23 protein-coding genes are annotated in these 17,160 nt (G+C 45.4%); 15 read left to right on the forward strand and 8 right to left on the reverse strand.

Features of this window, described 5'->3' with window-relative positions:
• Positions 1-478, forward strand: a 478-nt coding sequence (locus CDG79_RS42605; RefSeq protein ID WP_189525084.1) for a hypothetical protein, incomplete at its 5' end; no start/stop codon positions are given.
• 89 nt (positions 479-567) lie between these two features.
• Here CDG79_RS42605 and CDG79_RS22320 read toward each other — a convergent pair.
• Positions 568-1,182 (reverse strand): replication/maintenance protein RepL, encoded by a 615-nt coding sequence (locus CDG79_RS22320; protein WP_094344082.1) that lies wholly within the window; start codon positions 1,180-1,182, stop codon positions 568-570.
• Between the two features lie 659 nt (positions 1,183-1,841).
• Between CDG79_RS22320 and CDG79_RS22325 the strand changes: the two genes are divergently transcribed.
• The 5 genes from CDG79_RS22325 to CDG79_RS22345 all read left to right on the forward strand — a co-directional run bounded on the left by CDG79_RS22325 (position 1,842) and on the right by CDG79_RS22345 (position 4,350).
• The gene (locus tag CDG79_RS22325; protein ID WP_143855547.1) at positions 1,842-2,264 is read left to right on the forward strand and encodes a hypothetical protein; all 423 of its coding nucleotides are present in this window, start codon (positions 1,842-1,844) and stop codon (positions 2,262-2,264) included.
• Between the two features lie 2 nt (positions 2,265-2,266).
• A complete protein-coding gene (locus CDG79_RS22330; RefSeq protein WP_094344084.1) occupies positions 2,267-2,731 on the forward strand; it encodes a hypothetical protein in 465 nt (154 codons plus the stop codon).
• Between the two features lie 55 nt (positions 2,732-2,786).
• Positions 2,787-3,194: a hypothetical protein gene (locus CDG79_RS22335; RefSeq protein WP_094344085.1), complete on the forward strand. Its 408-nt coding sequence runs from the start codon at positions 2,787-2,789 to the stop codon at positions 3,192-3,194.
• Positions 3,195-3,299: 105 nt separating this feature from the next.
• On the forward strand, positions 3,300-3,479 hold the full coding sequence (locus tag CDG79_RS22340; RefSeq protein ID WP_094344086.1) for a hypothetical protein: 180 nt from the start codon (positions 3,300-3,302) through the stop codon (positions 3,477-3,479).
• A 211-nt stretch (positions 3,480-3,690) separates the two neighbouring features.
• Complete coding sequence (locus CDG79_RS22345; protein ID WP_094344087.1) at positions 3,691-4,350, forward strand: tyrosine-type recombinase/integrase; 660 nt, start codon at positions 3,691-3,693, stop codon at positions 4,348-4,350.
• A gap of 137 nt (positions 4,351-4,487) precedes the next feature.
• Here the strand turns inward: CDG79_RS22345 and CDG79_RS22350 are convergent, their stop codons facing one another.
• The gene (locus CDG79_RS22350; protein ID WP_094344088.1) at positions 4,488-5,150 is read right to left on the reverse strand and encodes a DNA methyltransferase; all 663 of its coding nucleotides are present in this window, start codon (positions 5,148-5,150) and stop codon (positions 4,488-4,490) included.
• Positions 5,151-5,627: 477 nt separating this feature from the next.
• Here CDG79_RS22350 and CDG79_RS22355 point away from each other — a divergent pair, with 477 nt between their 5' ends.
• Entirely contained in the window at positions 5,628-6,578 is a 951-nt protein-coding gene (locus CDG79_RS22355; protein WP_189525086.1) for a DNA adenine methylase, read from the forward strand.
• A gap of 191 nt (positions 6,579-6,769) precedes the next feature.
• On the opposite strand, the gene CDG79_RS22360 is transcribed toward CDG79_RS22355, so the two are convergent.
• The 3 genes from CDG79_RS22360 to CDG79_RS42610 all read right to left on the reverse strand — a co-directional run bounded on the left by CDG79_RS22360 (position 6,770) and on the right by CDG79_RS42610 (position 9,345).
• The gene (locus CDG79_RS22360; protein WP_143855549.1) at positions 6,770-7,381 is read right to left on the reverse strand and encodes a hypothetical protein; all 612 of its coding nucleotides are present in this window, start codon (positions 7,379-7,381) and stop codon (positions 6,770-6,772) included.
• Positions 7,382-7,392: 11 nt separating this feature from the next.
• Entirely contained in the window at positions 7,393-8,928 is a 1,536-nt protein-coding gene (locus CDG79_RS22365) for a hypothetical protein (protein WP_094344090.1), read from the reverse strand.
• 240 nt (positions 8,929-9,168) lie between these two features.
• Positions 9,169-9,345 carry a hypothetical protein gene (locus tag CDG79_RS42610; RefSeq protein ID WP_189525087.1) on the reverse strand — a complete coding sequence of 59 codons (177 nt, stop codon included), beginning with the start codon at positions 9,343-9,345 and terminating at the stop codon, positions 9,169-9,171.
• A 261-nt stretch (positions 9,346-9,606) separates the two neighbouring features.
• Between CDG79_RS42610 and CDG79_RS22370 the strand changes: the two genes are divergently transcribed.
• On the forward strand, positions 9,607-9,873 hold the full coding sequence (locus tag CDG79_RS22370) for a type II toxin-antitoxin system ParD family antitoxin (RefSeq protein ID WP_094344091.1): 267 nt from the start codon (positions 9,607-9,609) through the stop codon (positions 9,871-9,873).
• Complete coding sequence (locus tag CDG79_RS22375) at positions 9,851-10,141, forward strand: type II toxin-antitoxin system RelE/ParE family toxin (RefSeq protein ID WP_094344092.1); 291 nt, start codon at positions 9,851-9,853, stop codon at positions 10,139-10,141. Before CDG79_RS22370 ends, CDG79_RS22375 begins: the two co-directional genes overlap by 23 nt.
• Positions 10,142-10,162: 21 nt before the next feature.
• Here the strand turns inward: CDG79_RS22375 and CDG79_RS22380 are convergent, their stop codons facing one another.
• From CDG79_RS22380 to CDG79_RS44900, 3 genes are all read right to left on the reverse strand, one after another.
• Complete coding sequence (locus CDG79_RS22380) at positions 10,163-11,032, reverse strand: DNA-primase RepB domain-containing protein (protein ID WP_094344093.1); 870 nt, start codon at positions 11,030-11,032, stop codon at positions 10,163-10,165.
• A gap of 361 nt (positions 11,033-11,393) precedes the next feature.
• Entirely contained in the window at positions 11,394-11,789 is a 396-nt protein-coding gene (locus CDG79_RS22385; RefSeq protein WP_094344094.1) for a type II toxin-antitoxin system PemK/MazF family toxin, read from the reverse strand.
• 541 nt (positions 11,790-12,330) lie between these two features.
• Positions 12,331-12,462 carry a ribbon-helix-helix domain-containing protein gene (locus CDG79_RS44900; RefSeq protein WP_189525088.1) on the reverse strand — a complete coding sequence of 44 codons (132 nt, stop codon included), beginning with the start codon at positions 12,460-12,462 and terminating at the stop codon, positions 12,331-12,333.
• A 241-nt stretch (positions 12,463-12,703) separates the two neighbouring features.
• Here CDG79_RS44900 and CDG79_RS22390 point away from each other — a divergent pair, with 241 nt between their 5' ends.
• The 6 genes from CDG79_RS22390 (at position 12,704) to CDG79_RS22415 (ending at position 16,993) form a co-directional block, all read left to right on the forward strand.
• Complete coding sequence (locus CDG79_RS22390) at positions 12,704-13,195, forward strand: hypothetical protein (RefSeq protein WP_094344095.1); 492 nt, start codon at positions 12,704-12,706, stop codon at positions 13,193-13,195.
• A 9-nt stretch (positions 13,196-13,204) separates the two neighbouring features.
• On the forward strand, positions 13,205-13,393 hold the full coding sequence (locus CDG79_RS22395; protein WP_094344096.1) for a hypothetical protein: 189 nt from the start codon (positions 13,205-13,207) through the stop codon (positions 13,391-13,393).
• 21 nt (positions 13,394-13,414) lie between these two features.
• Positions 13,415-14,065, forward strand: a complete 651-nt coding sequence (locus CDG79_RS22400; RefSeq protein WP_094344097.1) for a hypothetical protein — start codon at positions 13,415-13,417, stop codon at positions 14,063-14,065.
• A gap of 123 nt (positions 14,066-14,188) precedes the next feature.
• Positions 14,189-14,851 carry a hypothetical protein gene (locus CDG79_RS22405; RefSeq protein WP_094344098.1) on the forward strand — a complete coding sequence of 221 codons (663 nt, stop codon included), beginning with the start codon at positions 14,189-14,191 and terminating at the stop codon, positions 14,849-14,851.
• Between the two features lie 71 nt (positions 14,852-14,922).
• Positions 14,923-15,504, forward strand: a complete 582-nt coding sequence (locus tag CDG79_RS22410) for a hypothetical protein (protein ID WP_094344099.1) — start codon at positions 14,923-14,925, stop codon at positions 15,502-15,504.
• A 7-nt stretch (positions 15,505-15,511) separates the two neighbouring features.
• The gene (locus tag CDG79_RS22415; protein WP_094344100.1) at positions 15,512-16,993 is read left to right on the forward strand and encodes a hypothetical protein; all 1,482 of its coding nucleotides are present in this window, start codon (positions 15,512-15,514) and stop codon (positions 16,991-16,993) included.
• Positions 16,994-17,160 lie beyond the last annotated feature (167 nt).

A 17,160-nucleotide genomic window follows, 5' to 3' on the forward strand; every position in this document is an offset into this window, starting at 1 on the left:
CGTCAATGATGCCCTTGAAAAGGCAGGGGTGAACGATGTCCGCTATGACGCTGAAAAACAGGAGGGGATTAAACCGAAAGCCCATAAGGGGAAACAGGCGAATGCCCTTGAAAAACAGGGGGTCAAAACCCGTGTAGGAGAGCATAACCGCCGCGTGGATATAGATAACCTTATGACAGAACGCTACAGCACGGTAAAACAGGACTGGGAACAACAGCAAGGAAACCGGAACAGTCCAAAAAACTGGGAAAGCGTCGAAAAATACCGCACCCGCTATCAGTTAAACCGAGGCTCTGCGATCGCGGCGCGGGATGCTCATCAGAAGGCGCAGAGCAATGTGGCTGCTCCTGCGGTCAACCGCTCGGAAAATGCCATTGCACGGGCAAGGGAGCAAGCCATCCTTGCCGCACGTCAACCTACCTCCTTTCAGGAAAGAGTCAAAGCCAGGGACACGCAGGGACGGGATTTCAGCCGATAAGCCGTTCTACCTTGATATGCCCCCGTGTTTCTTTTCATATCAGGGAAACACGGGGGGCAACTGCAATGGTCATATTCGGTGGAAAGACCTCATGATTCTTCAAGCTCTGCCAGTTCCGCCAACAGTCTGGCTTTGCGTTTTTTCAGGTATTCAGGGGTGTTCTTCTGTTTAATCTCGTGGGCTTGTTCCTGCAAAGGTTCGTCCTGTTCGTCATCGTCGTCAAGTTCCCGGTATTGCAGCAGAACGTTCAGGCGTTTATCTTTCCCGCCCTTGAATATCACATCGGGGTTGAGATAGACAGCACCCGTCACCCTTTTAATGATGCCATGCTGTTCCAGAATCTTGAGGGTTTCTCCTACGGTTTGCCGGCTGACCCCGACATCATGGGCTATTCCTTCGGCGGTTCGTATGACAGCGTTGTTTCCTTTATCGCGTTTATTTAGCAGGTACATCAACACTTTCATTTTGGCGTTGCCTATCTCGTCAATCGCTTCCAGAATGTGACCCAGCCACAATTTCTGAAAGTTAAAATCTTTCTCCTCCATCTGGACAATGTTGCACTCTACTATCTCTCCGGTAGTAGCGTTTATCATGTCCTGAGTACCGACAAGGCGTGTTCTTCTGGCGACTGACCTGACCCTTTTAATCGTTTTCTGCCTTCGCGGGCTGTCCTCTTCTTCCCCTACCACTTTCAGATTCATCATTAAGCTGACACCCGTGTTAATTTATAATCTACGCTAATGTTAAACTATATTTAACATTCATGTGCAAAATTTTTAACATCCATGTTAAAAAAATTTAACATACAAAAAAACTGTAAAGGCTGATACAGCAAGGAATACAGCGATATTTGGGTTTTATTTACTCTCTTCTATTGTTTTTGCTTCTTTTTACTTTAACCAGACACAGCTTACAGGCTGGTTTTCCGCCTCATTGGGTGCAGCATTTCATCCGTCGCAATAATTAACGCAGGTGCAGCCTGCGTGCATTGGTTTACCAATGCCTTATTGCGCTCTTAGCCTTCTAACGAAGTCTAAGAGGGGAAGGCACTCGCTAGTCGCTCGTGAAGTTATGTAGAAGGAAAGGAGAAACACGGGGGGCATGTTGCAGGTATCTTTCCTTCACCTTGCATGAAGTCTGATTGCGCCATACCTGCATTGTGAACGCAAACGCAACCATCCTGGACGCAGATAGGTTGCATCCAGATTGCAGGCGGGTTGCAGACCATATCTGCGTGAAAAATGCTACAACTGATCTAGTTTCAAAACTTTGCGCTATGGCGAAACCGAATATACACCAGACCCAGGAGCAAAGCAGCGTTGCAGAAAGTGCCGCAACGCTGCGGGCGGAGAGGCAGACAAGTATGGCTAATGCGGTAGTGCGCCGTGCCTCACAAACCGATACCCACCAAGTAAGTCCGTCCGCTGCTCCGTTAAAAAAAGATTCCACTTCGTGGGAAAACCCGAACGGCAACCTAAGCGAACCCGTGCGCGAGCAACTGAACGCACCCGAAGCGGGGGCGCAACCCTCCTCAAAAGCAACCTTGCAGGATATCCAGAATATCGGGCAATCGCTTAAAAACCAGGGCGTGACCACGAGCGAGGTTTCACAAGCAAATTCAAAGGCGCAGCTTGAAAATTCATTTGACACTTCCAGGGGAACCGGCTTTACTTCCAACCAAGCGAGCAAGCCGTTATCGGAAACAGAGAGGATAACGGCGCAAGCCAGGCAGTCTGTACAGAAGGATAGTAATTCACAGTCGCAATCAAGAGAATGGGAGCGGTAAGTATGAGCATTACGGAGGATATTATTGCAGCCGCGAAATCAAAACAGGTTACTGCTGATTCGCGTGATGATAAAGTTTTGAAATTCCCCTGGGATGAGGAAAATATTCCCTACCGGGCGTTCTCCGCACCCACCACTGACCCACTGTTACGGCTGAGGATATACTCAAAACAGATGCTTCTGATGCCGCGTTATGACCTGCTTTACGATGTCGCTCATACAGGGCTGGCGGATTTTGTCGGGTTAATCTACCCGCACATGCAGATTAAAATGTTCGGGCGCAATCTTAACCCTTTGATTAATGGATTTTTTACTAATAGTGTGGAGTGGGTTCGTGAGTACCATCCTCCCTTTTGGGAATTTGCAAAAGGCGAAGATGATGGAACGCTCCCGTGCATTGATGAAATTATTATTGAAAGAGCGCCGATTGACCCCGAAGCGGAAATAAAAGCAAGGAATAATAGATAGTGCGCGTATAATATCCTTCTTAACCTACTGTCCACGTGATTTCAGCGTCAAAAACATGAATGGAAACGATTATGTTCGCTTAAATGCTGATAAGAGGCTTAATTATCTGGCTACCTTATCAAAAACAGAAATAGATAAATTGGTCTCTAGTTTCACTTCTGCTCAAAGAGAGGTTTTAAACGAAGATTTAGCAAGGGTTAAAAGCGCCGTAGACCTTAACAACCTTGTTGGGAGTTGGAGTAGCAAGGAATATCATGAATACGAAGTGACGCTAAAAGGAGGTTATACAGAAAGACTTCATTCCAGTGAACATCATGGTTCTACAAATTATGAACTCATGATTTCTACTGCTGCTTCTACTCTTTCTGTCGGGAAAGATGTAATACAAAGTATTACATACCTTGGTAAAGTTATGAAAGACCCTGCTACTGTCAAGAAAGTTCTACGGTTTTTTAAACGGTAGAACGAACTTTATTACTTGAACATTGGTTTTAATCTAATAAATTTATACTAGATAAAAGAGCCAGCTAATAAAGTTGGCTCTTTTTTTAGAAGGAGCATATATCAGATGGAAGATGGAATTAAAAGTATAGTTTTATATGCTTCTGTATTTTCCGTAGTAATTGGCGCGACTTTCCTCATTAGTAATACTAAATTCATGAAAAAAATATTAAATAACATTGATGAAGAAGATAAAGAAAAAATAATTATGCTATCTGGTACTAATGCCAGTCTTCGCAATCATTAAGGTAATTACAGTTACTTTTAGAATCTTCCCAAAATCAAAAAGCCACGTAATTTTACTTTTCTCCTTCCTCCTTTGGTAACAGCCCAGGCTACCAGCAGTTTAAGTATTATTAACCTGTAAAAAGTTTGGTTGCACTGGCTGCCCGCCGCCAGGAAATTTTTATGCCCCTCATTGTTGTAGCCTGTTGAGTAGGGTATATTTTCTATGGGCTATGAAAATCAACCGGCACGGCAAAGCCAAAATCCTCACGCAGGAAGAAATACAGTTCCTTTTCAATGAAGGATTTCAGTCTGACCGTGACCGCGCTTTGTTCGGTGTGTGCCTGTACACCGCCTGCCGCATCAATGAAGCCTGTACCCTGAATACCCTGGATGTATACGATAAAAGGATGCGTGTGCGGGGTGAGATTATCTTTCGCAGGCACAACACCAAGGGAAAACTGGCAGCCAGGGCAGTGCCGGTGATTGAGGAACTGAGGGGGCTGCTGGTGAAGTACACACCTGACAGCCGTGAGGGGTTTCTGTTTCCCGGCAGGCACGGCAGGGGGCATATTCATTCTGAATCCGCCTCTCGCGTATTGCGTGAGACGTGCGAGGGCATGGGGTTTGAGGGGGTGAGTACCCATAGTTTCAGGCGGACTGCCTTAACCCAGATGTCTAATGCGGGTATCCCGCTTAGGATTATACAGGAAGTCTCAGGGCATAGGAATTTAGAGGAATTGCAGAAATACCTGGAAGTGAGACCGGAACAGGTGAAGGGCGCGGTGGCATCCCTGTCCATGTTAGGGCATGTGGGAGAGGGTTACGTCAGGAAATCGCAGTTTGTTGACGTAAACCCTATGCCGGATACAGAAACGGTTTCAAGGGATTAAGCAAAAATACTTTGGTTTCCCCGTGGCAAGCCACGGGACAGGTTGCCGGGTATCCAAAGGGTGGCAAACCCTTTGGCCGCAGTGTTATTGGGAGGCTGCGGGGTGCAGCCTCCGGTCTTGTGTGTAATAAAAGTGATTCAGGCAATAACCTCCAGTCGTTTGGCTGCCGTCGCGTGATAGCCAGGGTCAAGCTCTATGCCCAGATAACTCCGCCCCAGCATTCGGGCGGCAAGCAGGGTTGAGCCTGATCCGGCGAAGGGGTCTAATACTAATCCGTTCGGCGGGCAGAAGGTATCAATCAGCGGCTGTAATACGGAAACAGGCTTTTGCGTCGGGTGCAGTTTATTACCGCTATATGTCCAGTCAATCACATCACCAATGGTATAATCAGGCTGCTTGGGGCTGCCTTTCGCCAATAAATGAGCGCATTCATGCTGGGCGCGTATAAAGCCTTTGGAGGACGTATAACGTTTGGGAAAGGCGAAATGCCCTATGACGCGGAAACCTGCGCTGCGGTAAGCATCAATGAATTTATCCGCGTGGCGGTAGCCATAAAAACTGACGCAGAAGCTATTATGCTTCAACACACGGTACATCTGGGCAAACGCAGGCTTTAACCAGGTATCGTTATTATCATTAGGCACTTTCCGTCCGTCCCGTGATTTATAGTTGATGAGATAAGGTGGATCAGTCAGTATAAAATGGATGCTGCGGCTGGGCAGTTCCGGCATAACGTTCAAGCAATCGCCGTTGATAATAGTGTTTCTTCTGATAGAAAGGGTTTGAGATTGTGTATCCATCGTTGCTACTCCTTAGTGGTTTTAGGGTTGTTGAATGCGTCAACAACCCTTGCCGCGTGGCGAACGTGGGGTAGCAAGGTGCAAGGGTTAGCATTCTTGGCTTTGCCAAGAATTTTGGGGGGTACTCGCCCGAAGGGTGGGGGGAGCCAAAACCCTTTAGGGGTGCGCCCTTGCGGTGCGCGAGGGCGAAGCCCTTAGTTAAGGACTGGAGACTACGAATGCTGCAATACTGTAACAGAATGACTGGTAATTATCAGTCATTCTGTTACAAGAAAGCTGTGCTTTCCCTTATAACAGTCTTGTATCATGTCCTCAAAAAGCTCTTATTCCTGTCCTTTCTGCGGTAACAGCAACACGCAGCGTAATGGAACACACCCAACTAACAACGCACAGAAACTAATATGTAAGGACTGCGGACAGCATTTCAGGAGCAGATACCGATATCACGGATGGAGGGAAGGAAATACCCGTCAGGTAATGCAGCGTCTCTATGAAGGCGATTCCGTCCGCTCAATTGCCAATGCGCTAAAGGTCTCGCCCACCACTGTGCAACAGCGACGGCAGGAACTGCAAAAGGAATTTCTTCTTCTCATGCAGGAATGTCCCACGCGCAGGGAAGTTTTCAAGGTAAAAACTCCGCTGCGCTATCCTGGCGGCAAGGCGAAAGTGCTGGATATCCTGCTTCCCTATATTCCTGTGGATATCAGAGAATACCGCGAGCCTTTTATCGGCGGCGGATCAATGTTTCTGGCGATGCGTTCCCTGTTCGCAGGAAAAATCGGGCGTTACTGGATGAATGACCTCCAGCAGGACATTGCCGGCTTTTGGCAAAGCGTCCAGCAGAACGCGGACAGGCTGGTTCAGGCGGTTATGACGCTGCGGCATAATCATAAGTTTGGAACTAAATTATACCAGCACCTTATCTGGAATTTTGACACAACCGACCTACTAGAACGGGCAGCGCGTTTCTTCATCTTGAACCGCATCACTTTTTCAGGGGTGGTTGAAGCTGGAGGCTATTCTGAAAGTGCCTTCCAGCACCGCTTTACCGAGTCCTCCATTCAGAAACTCCTCACACTTACTGCACTGATGGGGGGAGTAGACATCACCTGCGGCGGCTATGAGCAACTCCTCCACGCGCCAGGGCAGAATGTGTTTCTCTATCTCGATCCACCTTACCTGAGCGCCACCTCCTCAAAGTTATATGGACACAAAGGCGAGCTTCACACTGCGTTCAATCATGCGGAGTTCGCCCATCATGCTCGCATCTCTCCGCACCGATGGCTGATCACCTATGATGACAGCCCTGAGATCCGCCAGCTATTCGGCTTCGCCGGTATTCGTGAATATCATTGCCAATATGGAATGAACAACTACAGGCAAGCCACAGCGCAAAAAGGGCGCGAGCTTATCATTACTAACTTTTAACTTATAAAGATTAGTTGATTATAGTTTTTAAGGCTAATAGAGACCCCCATTAAAAATACTATAAATATTCTACAGAAAAGAAAAACATGGGAGGTTATTACAGCTAACTCCCGTGTTTCTCCTAGTAGCTTAGTTCAGCATCAGGGACATTAAAATTTAGCCTGGTAGCTTGTCCACGACGTTGCGTATTTCTAATACTTCCAAATAAAAGAGTTCTCTATTTTTTCAAGCTCCGGGCGAGTATCCTTGCATGTGCCTTCAAATATTATCGTTAAGTTTAAATTAGTTTTGTAGGCATTATACTGCCTGAAGAATGTGCAAATTGGAACTTGTTTTGTATCTTCTTCATTGGGAATTAATTCTTCAACATCTAACATTTGTTTGGTAAGATTAGGTTCTAATTTCACTGTCTTTATTCCAGAATGCCAAATGCTTTCTTTAAGGAATTTTTGCAAATCAAAAGGCAAATTATCCTTTAATCTATTGGATTTCTGGTTTTCCCTAAAATCCTGAATTTGTTCATCTGTAGCATTTTTAATAAGCTCGTGAGAATAGAGAATCATAAAAGGAGAATTTCTTCCCTGCTTTTTAGCAAGAATCGTCCCTGCATCTTCTGGCTCTATTCTCCAATCTTTCGGGACGTTTAGTGAAAAACTTCCCGTTGATATTTTTTGATATTTTTCAAACTTTTCTATAGTGACACCATTATACTCTTCTGATTTGGCTGCTTCAGCAAAATATGTACTCTGTGTCATACTTAAAAAAATATAGACTGATAGAGGTATTTTGCTGATAGTTTTCATAGAATTATCTTTTATCTATTTTTAGAATGGTTATAAGAACCATTGGTTATAATGTCAAATATTGTCCTACCATTTACTCTGGCACTTGCGTTAGTGACAGCATTATTGTCGTTATCTTTTTCTCCTATCATTTCTGGAAAATATGCATGTTGAGTGGGTGATTCAATTAATATTACACCTGGTACAGATTTTGCTATGGTTCCCCACTTTCCTCCGATAGAAGCATAACCATTACCATCACTAAGCTTTTTGCTGTCACCCGTTGCATTTATATCAACAACCAGACCAGTTACATTTTTTCTTACGGCAGCAAGACGCTTTTTCACTCTTTCTTCCCAAGTTTCTTGTTTTGGTTTATCACGATCACGTCCTCCAGTGGGTGCGTCCGCAGTAGGCAGATCGGCAACCGGATCTACTAAAACAAGATTTGTAACTGGTATTTTTGAATCTATAACAGCATTAGTTGCTTGGTTGCTTCCCCAACTATGCGCTATAACATTGATTTCACTTGCGCCATTGGATTTTGCTTCAGCTATGTAGTTTTTAATCTTACTGTAATCAGTATGCGTAGCATACTTAACTGTGATATTTTTATAACTATTATCTATTTTTATGCGATTTGTAACATCTTCTACTGCCTGCCCACCACTCTCATCAAGCAAGCCGCCCACAAAAATATCATAAATCTTTTGTGGTTTCTGCTTCGGTGCTTGATTCTCCACTGCCTTTCCACCTCGCTTGATAATGGCGGTTCCTTTAAAGCCTTGGCCAATGCCAAGACCAGCAGTTACCAGGATTGCTTCAGCGCCACTTTGGGACTTCTGCACTTCACGGACATAGTTTCTACCCCCGGCCAAGCCTAGTTCAGGAAATACCCTTTTTACCTCCTCTTCCTGCGGCTCGCCAGGGAGAATACGCAAATAAGGTGAAGGTTTTGGATGCGGCAAGTTTGGCATGGCAGTAAGCAAAGCGCCTTCACTGTTCACCAGATAACGGTCTTTATAATTCGCATCTTTCGCAATGAGTATATAGCTTTCTTCTGCCGGCGTGGCATTGAAGGCGGTTACACTCAGTCCGCTTGCCTTGGAATCAAATAGTACAGCGTTGTTACGCATCACGATAGTTTTTTGATCGCGGGTCTGGGGGTTATACAGTTCGGCGCAAATATCCAGCGTGCCGTTTTTAAACAGGTAATAGCCTTTGATTTCCCAGATTTTATAGCCCTCAATCATTTGACCCTTTGCCAAGATAGGGGTTTTGTCACGAAAAACATCCCCGTCAACAAAATACACGATGCTGCCATTTTTATCTATAATATTGGTGTTACCACCTACACCAACGCGCACCTTGCCCTTTGCGCCTATTGTATCGCCGTCCTTTGCGACAATCTGCAATGCAGGAGGCGTGGAAGCATTCGCTACCAGCGTTGCATCTGCCGTGGAATGACTATCCGTAAGAACAGGCGCAGTGGCGAATGCCGCAAGGTTCAGCGACTGCCCTAGCGTTGCCGAGGTAAGGAGAGAAGAAATAACTTGTTTAGGTTTCATAATACTTTATCTAAGCCTTAAGTTAGCAGGTAATTATGATAGTATTTTCAGACAAAAACAAAGGCAGTGTTGCAAATAATACTATCGGAAGGAAGTATACCTTATCCCCAAAGTTTTATGTACAATACTGCTACAAAACGGATTGAACTGCCCGCTTTCTTTCTATTCCAGCACTCAACAGTGAGGGGGAAACACGGGGGGTATTGGTTATCCCCCCGTGTTTCTCCTTCTTGATAGGTGTTAGTCCAGCATCAGGGACATCAGGATTTCATTTTGGCATTCTTCAGAAGTGCCAGTAAATATGGCTCCTTCTACTGCCCCTTCTACGATTGCTAGGTTTTCATCTTCTGTTAAAACGATAGAATACAATTTACTCTCTATCGGTTTAATAGACTCTTCAGCATCAGACGATTGCATACATACTCCAGAGATATTTCTCGTAAAGCGGCTTGCTCAAAAAGCAAATCTCGCTAGGAACGGGGAAATATCTAGAGCGGTCATGCCTGACCGTAAAGCGATTTTTATAAAAGCACTGTTTATATAGATGTGTGCGATTTATCAGACTGTTGCTTCGCTGGAGCGCTTTGGAAGCATTTCGCTTTCTTTATACGTTTGCTTATAGTATGATAATAATCACACTATAAGCATACTCATGTTTAAGACAAAGGAGTAACGGTAATGTCTATGATGCGTAAGACCATTACTATCCCTGATGCAATGGATGAATGGGTTAAGGCTCAAATTGCGAGCGGACGCTATGGCAACGATAGTGAGTATTTTCGTGATTTAATTCGCCGTGACCAGGATAAACGACAGGCAGAACACGACTTGTTTGCTCTTATTCAGGAAGGGTTAGACAGTGATGTAAGTACATCTACGGTAAAAGATATTATGAAACGGGTAGAAGATAGGTTTAAGCAGAATGGCAACCTATCAACTCACTAATAAAGCGGAGAGTGATATTGAGAATATCTACGAATATTCCATTTTGAACTTTGGCTTACGCATAGCGCAAGAGTATATTTCAGGGCTAGATAATTGTTTTGAGTTATTGGCAGAACATCAAAGCTGGGGAAGCAATTATAGCTTTATTGCACCAGGACTACAGCGTTATGAATACCGCTCCCATGCCATCTACTATCAGCCAAAGGAAGAGGGCATTTTAATTGTGCGGGTGCTTGGAGGCAAACAAGAGCCTATGCTTCATCTATAAAGCAGGTTTGGGAGTTTACAATTATCTTCCCTGCGAACGGTTGCGCTCTACGCCATTTGCGGCACTGCGGGCGGTTGCTTCCGCGTATCTCTGGGTGTTACGGTGGCGTTTCCTGTCGTCGGTGCGCTCTCTCAGGAGTTGGGCGGCGGTTTCTTCCACGCTCCAGCCCCAGTCAATTGCAATCATGCACCAGGTATAATCCGCCCTGCTGGTATCCTGTCCATCTCCCTTCGTATTAGTGGGGGCGTTTTGCAGGCAGCGGTCATAGTCGGGGAAGCGTTTAGGCTTTTTCTCTGTCCATTCGTTACGAAGTAAGGGTCTGGACACTACGCGCGATGGAATCGTCAGCAAACCCATTGCTTGAAGCTGCTGTGTGGTCATTACCAGGGTGGGGCTGCTGTGGCTAATCGTAATTGTGGGATAATCGGGCGCGTATTTTTCCTTGTAATTCCGGCTTCCGGCAAGGCGGGTGGCTCCGCTTGCGCTTATATCGGCTCCCGTGGTTCTGCGTAGGGCGCTGCCTATCTCTTTTTCGGTGATTGCCTGACTGGAAGCGATCGCTATCCATGCCTGGAAATTCCCCGGACTGGTTTCAATCGTAAGGAGTGCGGCTGGCTGCACTTTCAGGATCTGGGTATCGTTCAGGTCATCCAGTTGCACAAAGAACGTGGCTTTATCCGAAACGCGGGGGCGGATGATAATGTTCTGCTGCTGTTCCTCCGCAAGCTCCAGGGATTTAGGGATTTTACCGCGCACATCCTGGGTCTCCAGGTTCGGGCGGTAGCGGATTTTTTCACCTTGAAGGTTGGTGAGGGTCACATCAAAACGGTCTGCGCCCACGGAGGCGAACAGATCCACCATTTCAAACGCGGCGTGTTCTGCTTCTTTCACTTCGTTCCCCTCACTTTGATATGTAGCTGCTACTACCTGCTACTTATGCAACCATTGTAATAGTTCCTGTTTAATGTAGCTATGCTTTTCGCTGCCTGGTTCGGCATTGCATAAGCTAAAAATTACATTAACTTGCAGTTATTTATAAGTTATTTACAAATATTTAGGGGAATAGCTAATAAAAAAAGGAGAATAAAGAGAATAAAACAGGAATTATAACCCTGTAAAAAACCAAGGGGGACTAATGATTAGTCCCCCTGGCAATTCATTCCCCTAATTTTACTTAGGGGCAGCGGACAACTCAAACTTAATCAAGTGCCGTATACACATATACTGTATCAAAAAATAATAGTTAGTCAAGCTAAAAAGGCTTGGGCAGCCATTTCATAAGTTTATCCAATATCTGATTAAAATCTTCTTTTGGTAATAAGGGTATTTCACCTTTAAATTTCATCAAGCGACTAATTGAAACAGTATAAGGATGGTTACAAATAGCCCAGGAGTTAACTCCATTATCTTCAATTTCTAACGATAATTTATAAGCCCATTCATTATCATCCTGCGGTTTACTTGATGTTGGTATTACAGTGCAATGCCCATGTAAATTATGTTTATAAGAAACTATAATTACAGGTCTTCTTTTCCACATTTCAGGGTGGATTGCATCTTTCCAAAATTCACACCAGTAAATCTGTCTGATTTTTGGGGCTGCTATTATGCCAGGCGCAATGCGTGGCGGTTTGGTTTCCTGTATCACTTTGCAACTTTCAGGGTTTACGTTGATGAATCAATAGGGAGACAGGTCTTATACACTATTGTGTTAAATCGCAACCGATTAACCCGAAATAAAAATAACCGGGAGTTTTTTAGCAGCTTTTAATAAACAAAAAGAAACACGGGGGGATTAGCCAGGAATCCCCCCGTGTTTCTTTTTCTTCTATCCACTATCTTCCTGGCTAAAAACCCTGTTTTTCGGGGGTTAAACCCGTGCTGCTGCAAAGTACCCACGCATGATAGAAACTGGGGGAAGCCTTTGCCTGCCTGTGCTGCATTCTGTCTGCAACTTTCGCCTTAGTACAGAATCCGAGAGGATTATGCCTTTTTACTCTCGCATAAGATGCTCTCACTGTAACGGGGTGTATTACGCTGTAACTGTCTCTATAAGACCCCTGCACCCGCTACAGGCTTTGTGTTTCATGCAGTATGTTACACGCCTCAGAAGCCTTGTCTTTTCGTTTATTACAGACGGTTTGGGCGTGATAAAGTGACTGATGTGATAGAAAAGCCTGCAACCCCTCTTATACCTCATGCCCCCCGGCTTTGAGCGCCTGCTTGACAAGCTGCACAATGATATAGCTGTTGCTCCTGTCCTGGTCGGTAGCCAGTTTCTCTACAATTTCAAATACTTCTTGCGGAAGTACAATACTCATCTTTTTACCTTTATATCTATCGGGCATGGTATGTAGCTGGCGGGAGCAGGCTTTGTCAGCTACTATTATCCCCTAAAAAAGTTCGCACATAATTTTGTATGGCGCTTCGCCTGCCTTATAAGTGAAATAGCCGTTTCTCTGCAAACCTATTAACAATCTCAATAACTTATAGCTGTATGTAGCTGCTACAAGAAGTATGTATCTGCTACAGTAATAGAGAGAGTTAGGAAATAACTGCATTATGCCCATGAAATACACCAGGAATAACTGGCTAAAGCAGGTATATGAGGAGTATCTGGGGCACTCTGTTTCGCCTGCTACCTGGTATCGTATCAAGGAGGCTTTGCGGGATAACGCACTGGATATAACCACCGATTCCCTCAAGCTGGCCGCTTCCTTAAAAACCACATTCCGGGCATCCAAATTGCCTTTAACCCAGCTTCTTGAGGGGTATTTAAAAACCAGCAATCTTCAACACAATACAACCTATAAAGGCGCGGATGTTTTCACAGAACTGAAAAAGATTGCAGGTTTTAAATGTTCCAATGTCACGATTATCCGCTGGTTCCGCGATATTCCAAAGGATGTAAGGGGCTTCCGGTTTAATCAGTTGCGCTATTACACTGCCAGGGAATTACACCCGATTTACTTGCGGGCGTATACCTATCGCCATAAATATGGCACGGGTTCCTTTCAGTTTGAAGTGGAAACGATAGAGGTTCAATCGGCGTGAGGTAAGACTATGCGGGAACCATTTACGACGAGCGACAGGCAGGACAAGGATAATCCCCATATTCAGTTTATCCCACCTGTGCATTATACGAAGGCCGAGGTGGAAGCAGGGAAGAAACTGGTAGAGGTTATCAATGATCCGAACCTTTCAGAGAGCGACAAAAAAGAGAAGGTCTGGACTATTTTAAATCCTCTGTAAACCGCATAAGGAGAAAGGGAAATGACCGACTATATCAAACGCATTCAATCGTCCTTACAGCACAAGGTAAGTGTTTCCAGGAAGGAAATTAAGCACTATATGGAGCAGCAGAATATGGATATAAATAATCCAACTTCTGATCAGATAGAAGCGGTAAAGTATTATTTTCTAGAGGTGGCGCAGTCCATTGTTGCGGTAGAGGAAAAAACTGCAATTACGCCTGTTACAACCGTTTCAGAGGCTATAGAGGATAAGGTTCTGGCAGAAAATCCTGTGTCCTTTGAAACGGCAGGGGAAAACGCCCTGACGGTCAATGCCGAAGTGCGTGGGATGGTGGGTTTTAAAGCGCAGACAATGGGTATACAGCTTGCGGAGAGCCAGATTGATGGGATTGCCAGCCAGATTGACGCGAGCGGTCACAGCTTCTCCGAGACCCTTGCAGCGATAGAAAATGCGCTGATTGCTTATATAGACTACCAGCACTCACAGGAAGCAAGCCAGGTGGATTCCATGCTGGAGCGTGTGACGGAGCGGGTCGCGGTAAAAAACCATGCTATCCACCAGCAACTAAACGATGGCATTCATGCGTTTACCGACAATCTTCATACAGTGGAACGCGAGCAAAAAAAGATAACGGGCACGCTCCTGCTACGCCTCAAGGTTCCCGTTTAAGCCTTTCCACCAAAATTATAGTGACGGTGGTTGCTAACCTCCTTTGGATAGTTCCCACCCTCACCCTGATTCACTTCATCCCGCCCGATAATTCCACCATTGACACTATCAGGAAGATTGGCAATGAGTAAAACTACATCCAGATACGTTAAGGATCATGTTTCCAGCTTCGGAAAACAGGTTAAAAAAGCGACCGCGAAGCATTTTGCCATCAATAATGCGCTTATTGTGAAGGCTGCCCTTGGTGATGAAAAAGCCTGTAAACAGATTTCTGATATGGGGCAGGTGGGAGAGCGGCTTTCGCTTGCCATGCCAGTTATTCAACAAAATGCCCTCAATTATATTGAAGGCATCAAGGAATATAATACGGCACTTGCTGCTATCTATAAAGCGGGGGGTGATAGCTCGCTTGCCATTGATAAAGTGGGTACTGATTTAAGCCTGGCTAATACGAAATACCAGAACAAACTGGAGGAATATAAAACCAAGCTGTTTGCAGATTTAAGGGCGGAAGAAGAACGCCATAACGATGTAATGGACGTGATTGAGCTTAAAGCCTGGGTAGATGCCCATGTGCGGGAAGTAGATGCCATAGCCGGGCAGGAATCTATCAGTAATGCTCCTTACCTGAAGCAATTACAAGCCGATAGGGAACTGTCCAAACAAAGGATGCTGCATTGGCTTCAGCATGGTTCAGAAAGCGATGCTTCTCTTATCCCTGAGAAACACTATATTACCAATCCCATAAAGAGATTTTGGCGCGAGGTAAGGGGGATATTTAATTAGAAGAAACAGGGGATAGGGGATAAGCATATATCTTATTCCTTCTACATTCTAGTATTAGGAAATGCTGCATCATGTTTTCAGAAGAAGAGGAAACACGGGGGGGTAATACTGCCAATTACCCATTAAAGGAAGATGCTCCCCTGACTCCTACCGAATGGCAGGAAGTGGAACGGTTAAAGAGGGAATTACTGCACGATTTGGTGAAAACGAAGGCAGTCAAGGAAGTAGCCGAAAGCATCACCATCAAAGCCAGTATTTATGCGGTATCACGGGTGCTTTTACTCTGCGGCGGGGGAATTGGCGTGTATTTCTGCTTTGTGGCGTTGTTTGCGTCCTTTATGGCGGATAACCGTGATTTTTTCACGTCCGATGATATTCAGTATAACGAGGGATTGAAGCTAAATTCCATGAATAAGTTGCTTAAGGTTGTGTTTTCCCTGATTGGCTGCGCGGTATTCGCCTATTCCACCGTGGGGGATTATCTTGGGCTAGTGAAAGCGTCTAATGATGCGTATAACGCCTTATCCAGCAAGATTGAGGAATTCCACACGCCGTTTACTCAAAATGACAGCCAGTTAATTGCTGTTGCGGTCGGCGCGGGCATTACGTTTTTGGTGTTAATGGGTTCGCAAGCGGTAAAAAACAGGGATTAATGCCTCCATGAAACTTCTGCCTTTACTGCTGATGGGTAGCGGTCTGATAGTGGGGGCTTATCCGAAGTTCAAACCCCAGCCGTTTGATATGGTCAATGTCCGTTTCTGCCCTGAAACCTCCAACACGCCGGAAGCCCTTGCAGCGATGAAGCGGCAGGGTCGGAACGTAAAGGACAGGGATTTTATGCCGCAGGATAAAGCGCAAAGTTATCTCTATCAGACCTATTGCCGCCAGGGTCATGTAATGCTGAAAAGTTACTGGGAGGAAAAACAATCTGCTATTGATTTATCGGTCAGTCCCTCAGCCCTGGTGACAAAAACCGTGGTGAACGCAGAAAAAAGGCAGGATGTCGCTTTTTATCTCCTTTCCATCCTGCTGGCCGGGGCGGGATACAGCTTCCAGAACAAGCATTATCACGCTTTTTCCAAAAGTGTTTTTAGCCGCATCAAGCAGATAGAAAATGAGGTGATCCTCGCTGCCAATAACGGCAACAGGAGCCGGCAGTATAACAGGGAGATGGATAACCAGACCTGGGACATTAAGGAGGAGGTAGCGGGTTTAATCAGCCGTGAAGCAATCCAGAACCGCCAGGTCAAACAGGCGCTTTTTGCAGAGGAAGAATTCAAAACGCACCTTTTACACCTTAACCTTCAGCAGTCGGAGGCGCAAAAAGCGATCGCGCAGAACCATCTGGATAGAGTGAAGGCAGAGAAGGAAACGGGCAAGCTCAAGCACCCCAATGCACAAGAAACGCGGGGAGTAGAGGTTACGGATAAACAGTTGATCCATGCCCTGGTGGATGCGCTTCAATCGCATGAGGGAGGCTGGCTCTGGAGGATTATAGATAACCAGACCCCGCTTTGGTTTATCGGGCGGCAGGGCAGTTCCAAGACATGGACAGCGTGTAGCTTCGCCCTCGTGCGTAAATACTGCCTGGGTATGGCGGTGCGTTATCTCATCGATGAACATGCCAGGGGAGTAAACTGGCAGATTTGGAAGTATCTGGACGCGCAAACCGTCACGTCGGATATTGATGCAATGGGCGATATTTTTGATGCGATAATTGCTAACTGGAAGCTCAGGATTGAGGGAAAGAATGAATTAGAAGAAAAGGCGGATATTGCTCCCGAACAGATAATTGTGGATGAATACACGGCTCTAAAATATGAAGTGGGCGAGCCGTCAGAGAAGTTTTACAGGCGGCATTTGAAGGATACCAGGAAAGCGCAATCCTGTGTGATTGGGGTAACGCATAATGATACCAATAGCAGTTATCCCGAAGGAACCAAAGAGCAGCGGGAATCGGGAACCATCCTGATACAGAAATTTTCGGCGAATGGCAAAACCCCGTTAGCCAGGGTGAAGGTGGTACGGGGATTATTTGATGATGCAGGTAATGAGTTGCTGGAGCATGAAGGAACGATTCCTGACTGGTTTAACCCGCATAGAATCTACGAACATTTTAACGGCAAGCCGATAGAGTTCTAGATTATTTTACGACAAATAAAGCGGCATATTAATATCAACACCAGCCGGGTAAATTTCGCTTTATAAGCGTGTTGCTAGATTTTTGTTACCAGGGGGGTATTAAAAAAATTTAGTGCTGTATGGGCTTCTAATGGATAAATAGAGACGGTTGCTATTTTGTACTAAAT

The sequence above is a fragment of the Nostoc sp. 'Peltigera membranacea cyanobiont' 232 genome (assembly GCF_002245985.1).
Classification (GTDB): domain Bacteria; phylum Cyanobacteriota; class Cyanobacteriia; order Cyanobacteriales; family Nostocaceae; genus Nostoc.

Excerpts from the sequence above, each read along its gene's own strand:
- CDG79_RS22320 (WP_094344082.1), bottom strand. The coding sequence starts at position 1,182 with ATGATGAATCTGAAAGTGGTAGGGGAAGAAGAGGACAGCCCGCGAAGG.
- CDG79_RS22325 (WP_143855547.1), top strand. The coding sequence starts at position 1,842 with ATGGCTAATGCGGTAGTGCGCCGTGCCTCACAAACCGATACCCACCAA.
- CDG79_RS22330 (WP_094344084.1), top strand. The coding sequence starts at position 2,267 with ATGAGCATTACGGAGGATATTATTGCAGCCGCGAAATCAAAACAGGTT.
- CDG79_RS22335 (WP_094344085.1), top strand. The coding sequence starts at position 2,787 with ATGAATGGAAACGATTATGTTCGCTTAAATGCTGATAAGAGGCTTAAT.
- CDG79_RS22340 (WP_094344086.1), top strand. The coding sequence starts at position 3,300 with ATGGAAGATGGAATTAAAAGTATAGTTTTATATGCTTCTGTATTTTCC.
- CDG79_RS22345 (WP_094344087.1), top strand. The coding sequence starts at position 3,691 with ATGAAAATCAACCGGCACGGCAAAGCCAAAATCCTCACGCAGGAAGAA.
- CDG79_RS22350 (WP_094344088.1), bottom strand. The coding sequence starts at position 5,150 with ATGGATACACAATCTCAAACCCTTTCTATCAGAAGAAACACTATTATC.
- CDG79_RS22355 (WP_189525086.1), top strand. The coding sequence starts at position 5,628 with ATGCAGCGTCTCTATGAAGGCGATTCCGTCCGCTCAATTGCCAATGCG.
- CDG79_RS22360 (WP_143855549.1), bottom strand. The coding sequence starts at position 7,381 with ATGAAAACTATCAGCAAAATACCTCTATCAGTCTATATTTTTTTAAGT.
- CDG79_RS22365 (WP_094344090.1), bottom strand. The coding sequence starts at position 8,928 with ATGAAACCTAAACAAGTTATTTCTTCTCTCCTTACCTCGGCAACGCTA.
- CDG79_RS42610 (WP_189525087.1), bottom strand. The coding sequence starts at position 9,345 with ATGCAATCGTCTGATGCTGAAGAGTCTATTAAACCGATAGAGAGTAAA.
- CDG79_RS22370 (WP_094344091.1), top strand. The coding sequence starts at position 9,607 with ATGTCTATGATGCGTAAGACCATTACTATCCCTGATGCAATGGATGAA.
- CDG79_RS22375 (WP_094344092.1), top strand. The coding sequence starts at position 9,851 with ATGGCAACCTATCAACTCACTAATAAAGCGGAGAGTGATATTGAGAAT.
- CDG79_RS44900 (WP_189525088.1), bottom strand. The coding sequence starts at position 12,462 with ATGAGTATTGTACTTCCGCAAGAAGTATTTGAAATTGTAGAGAAACTG.
- CDG79_RS22390 (WP_094344095.1), top strand. The coding sequence starts at position 12,704 with ATGCCCATGAAATACACCAGGAATAACTGGCTAAAGCAGGTATATGAG.
- CDG79_RS22395 (WP_094344096.1), top strand. The coding sequence starts at position 13,205 with ATGCGGGAACCATTTACGACGAGCGACAGGCAGGACAAGGATAATCCC.
- CDG79_RS22400 (WP_094344097.1), top strand. The coding sequence starts at position 13,415 with ATGACCGACTATATCAAACGCATTCAATCGTCCTTACAGCACAAGGTA.
- CDG79_RS22405 (WP_094344098.1), top strand. The coding sequence starts at position 14,189 with ATGAGTAAAACTACATCCAGATACGTTAAGGATCATGTTTCCAGCTTC.
- CDG79_RS22410 (WP_094344099.1), top strand. The coding sequence starts at position 14,923 with ATGTTTTCAGAAGAAGAGGAAACACGGGGGGGTAATACTGCCAATTAC.
- CDG79_RS22415 (WP_094344100.1), top strand. The coding sequence starts at position 15,512 with ATGAAACTTCTGCCTTTACTGCTGATGGGTAGCGGTCTGATAGTGGGG.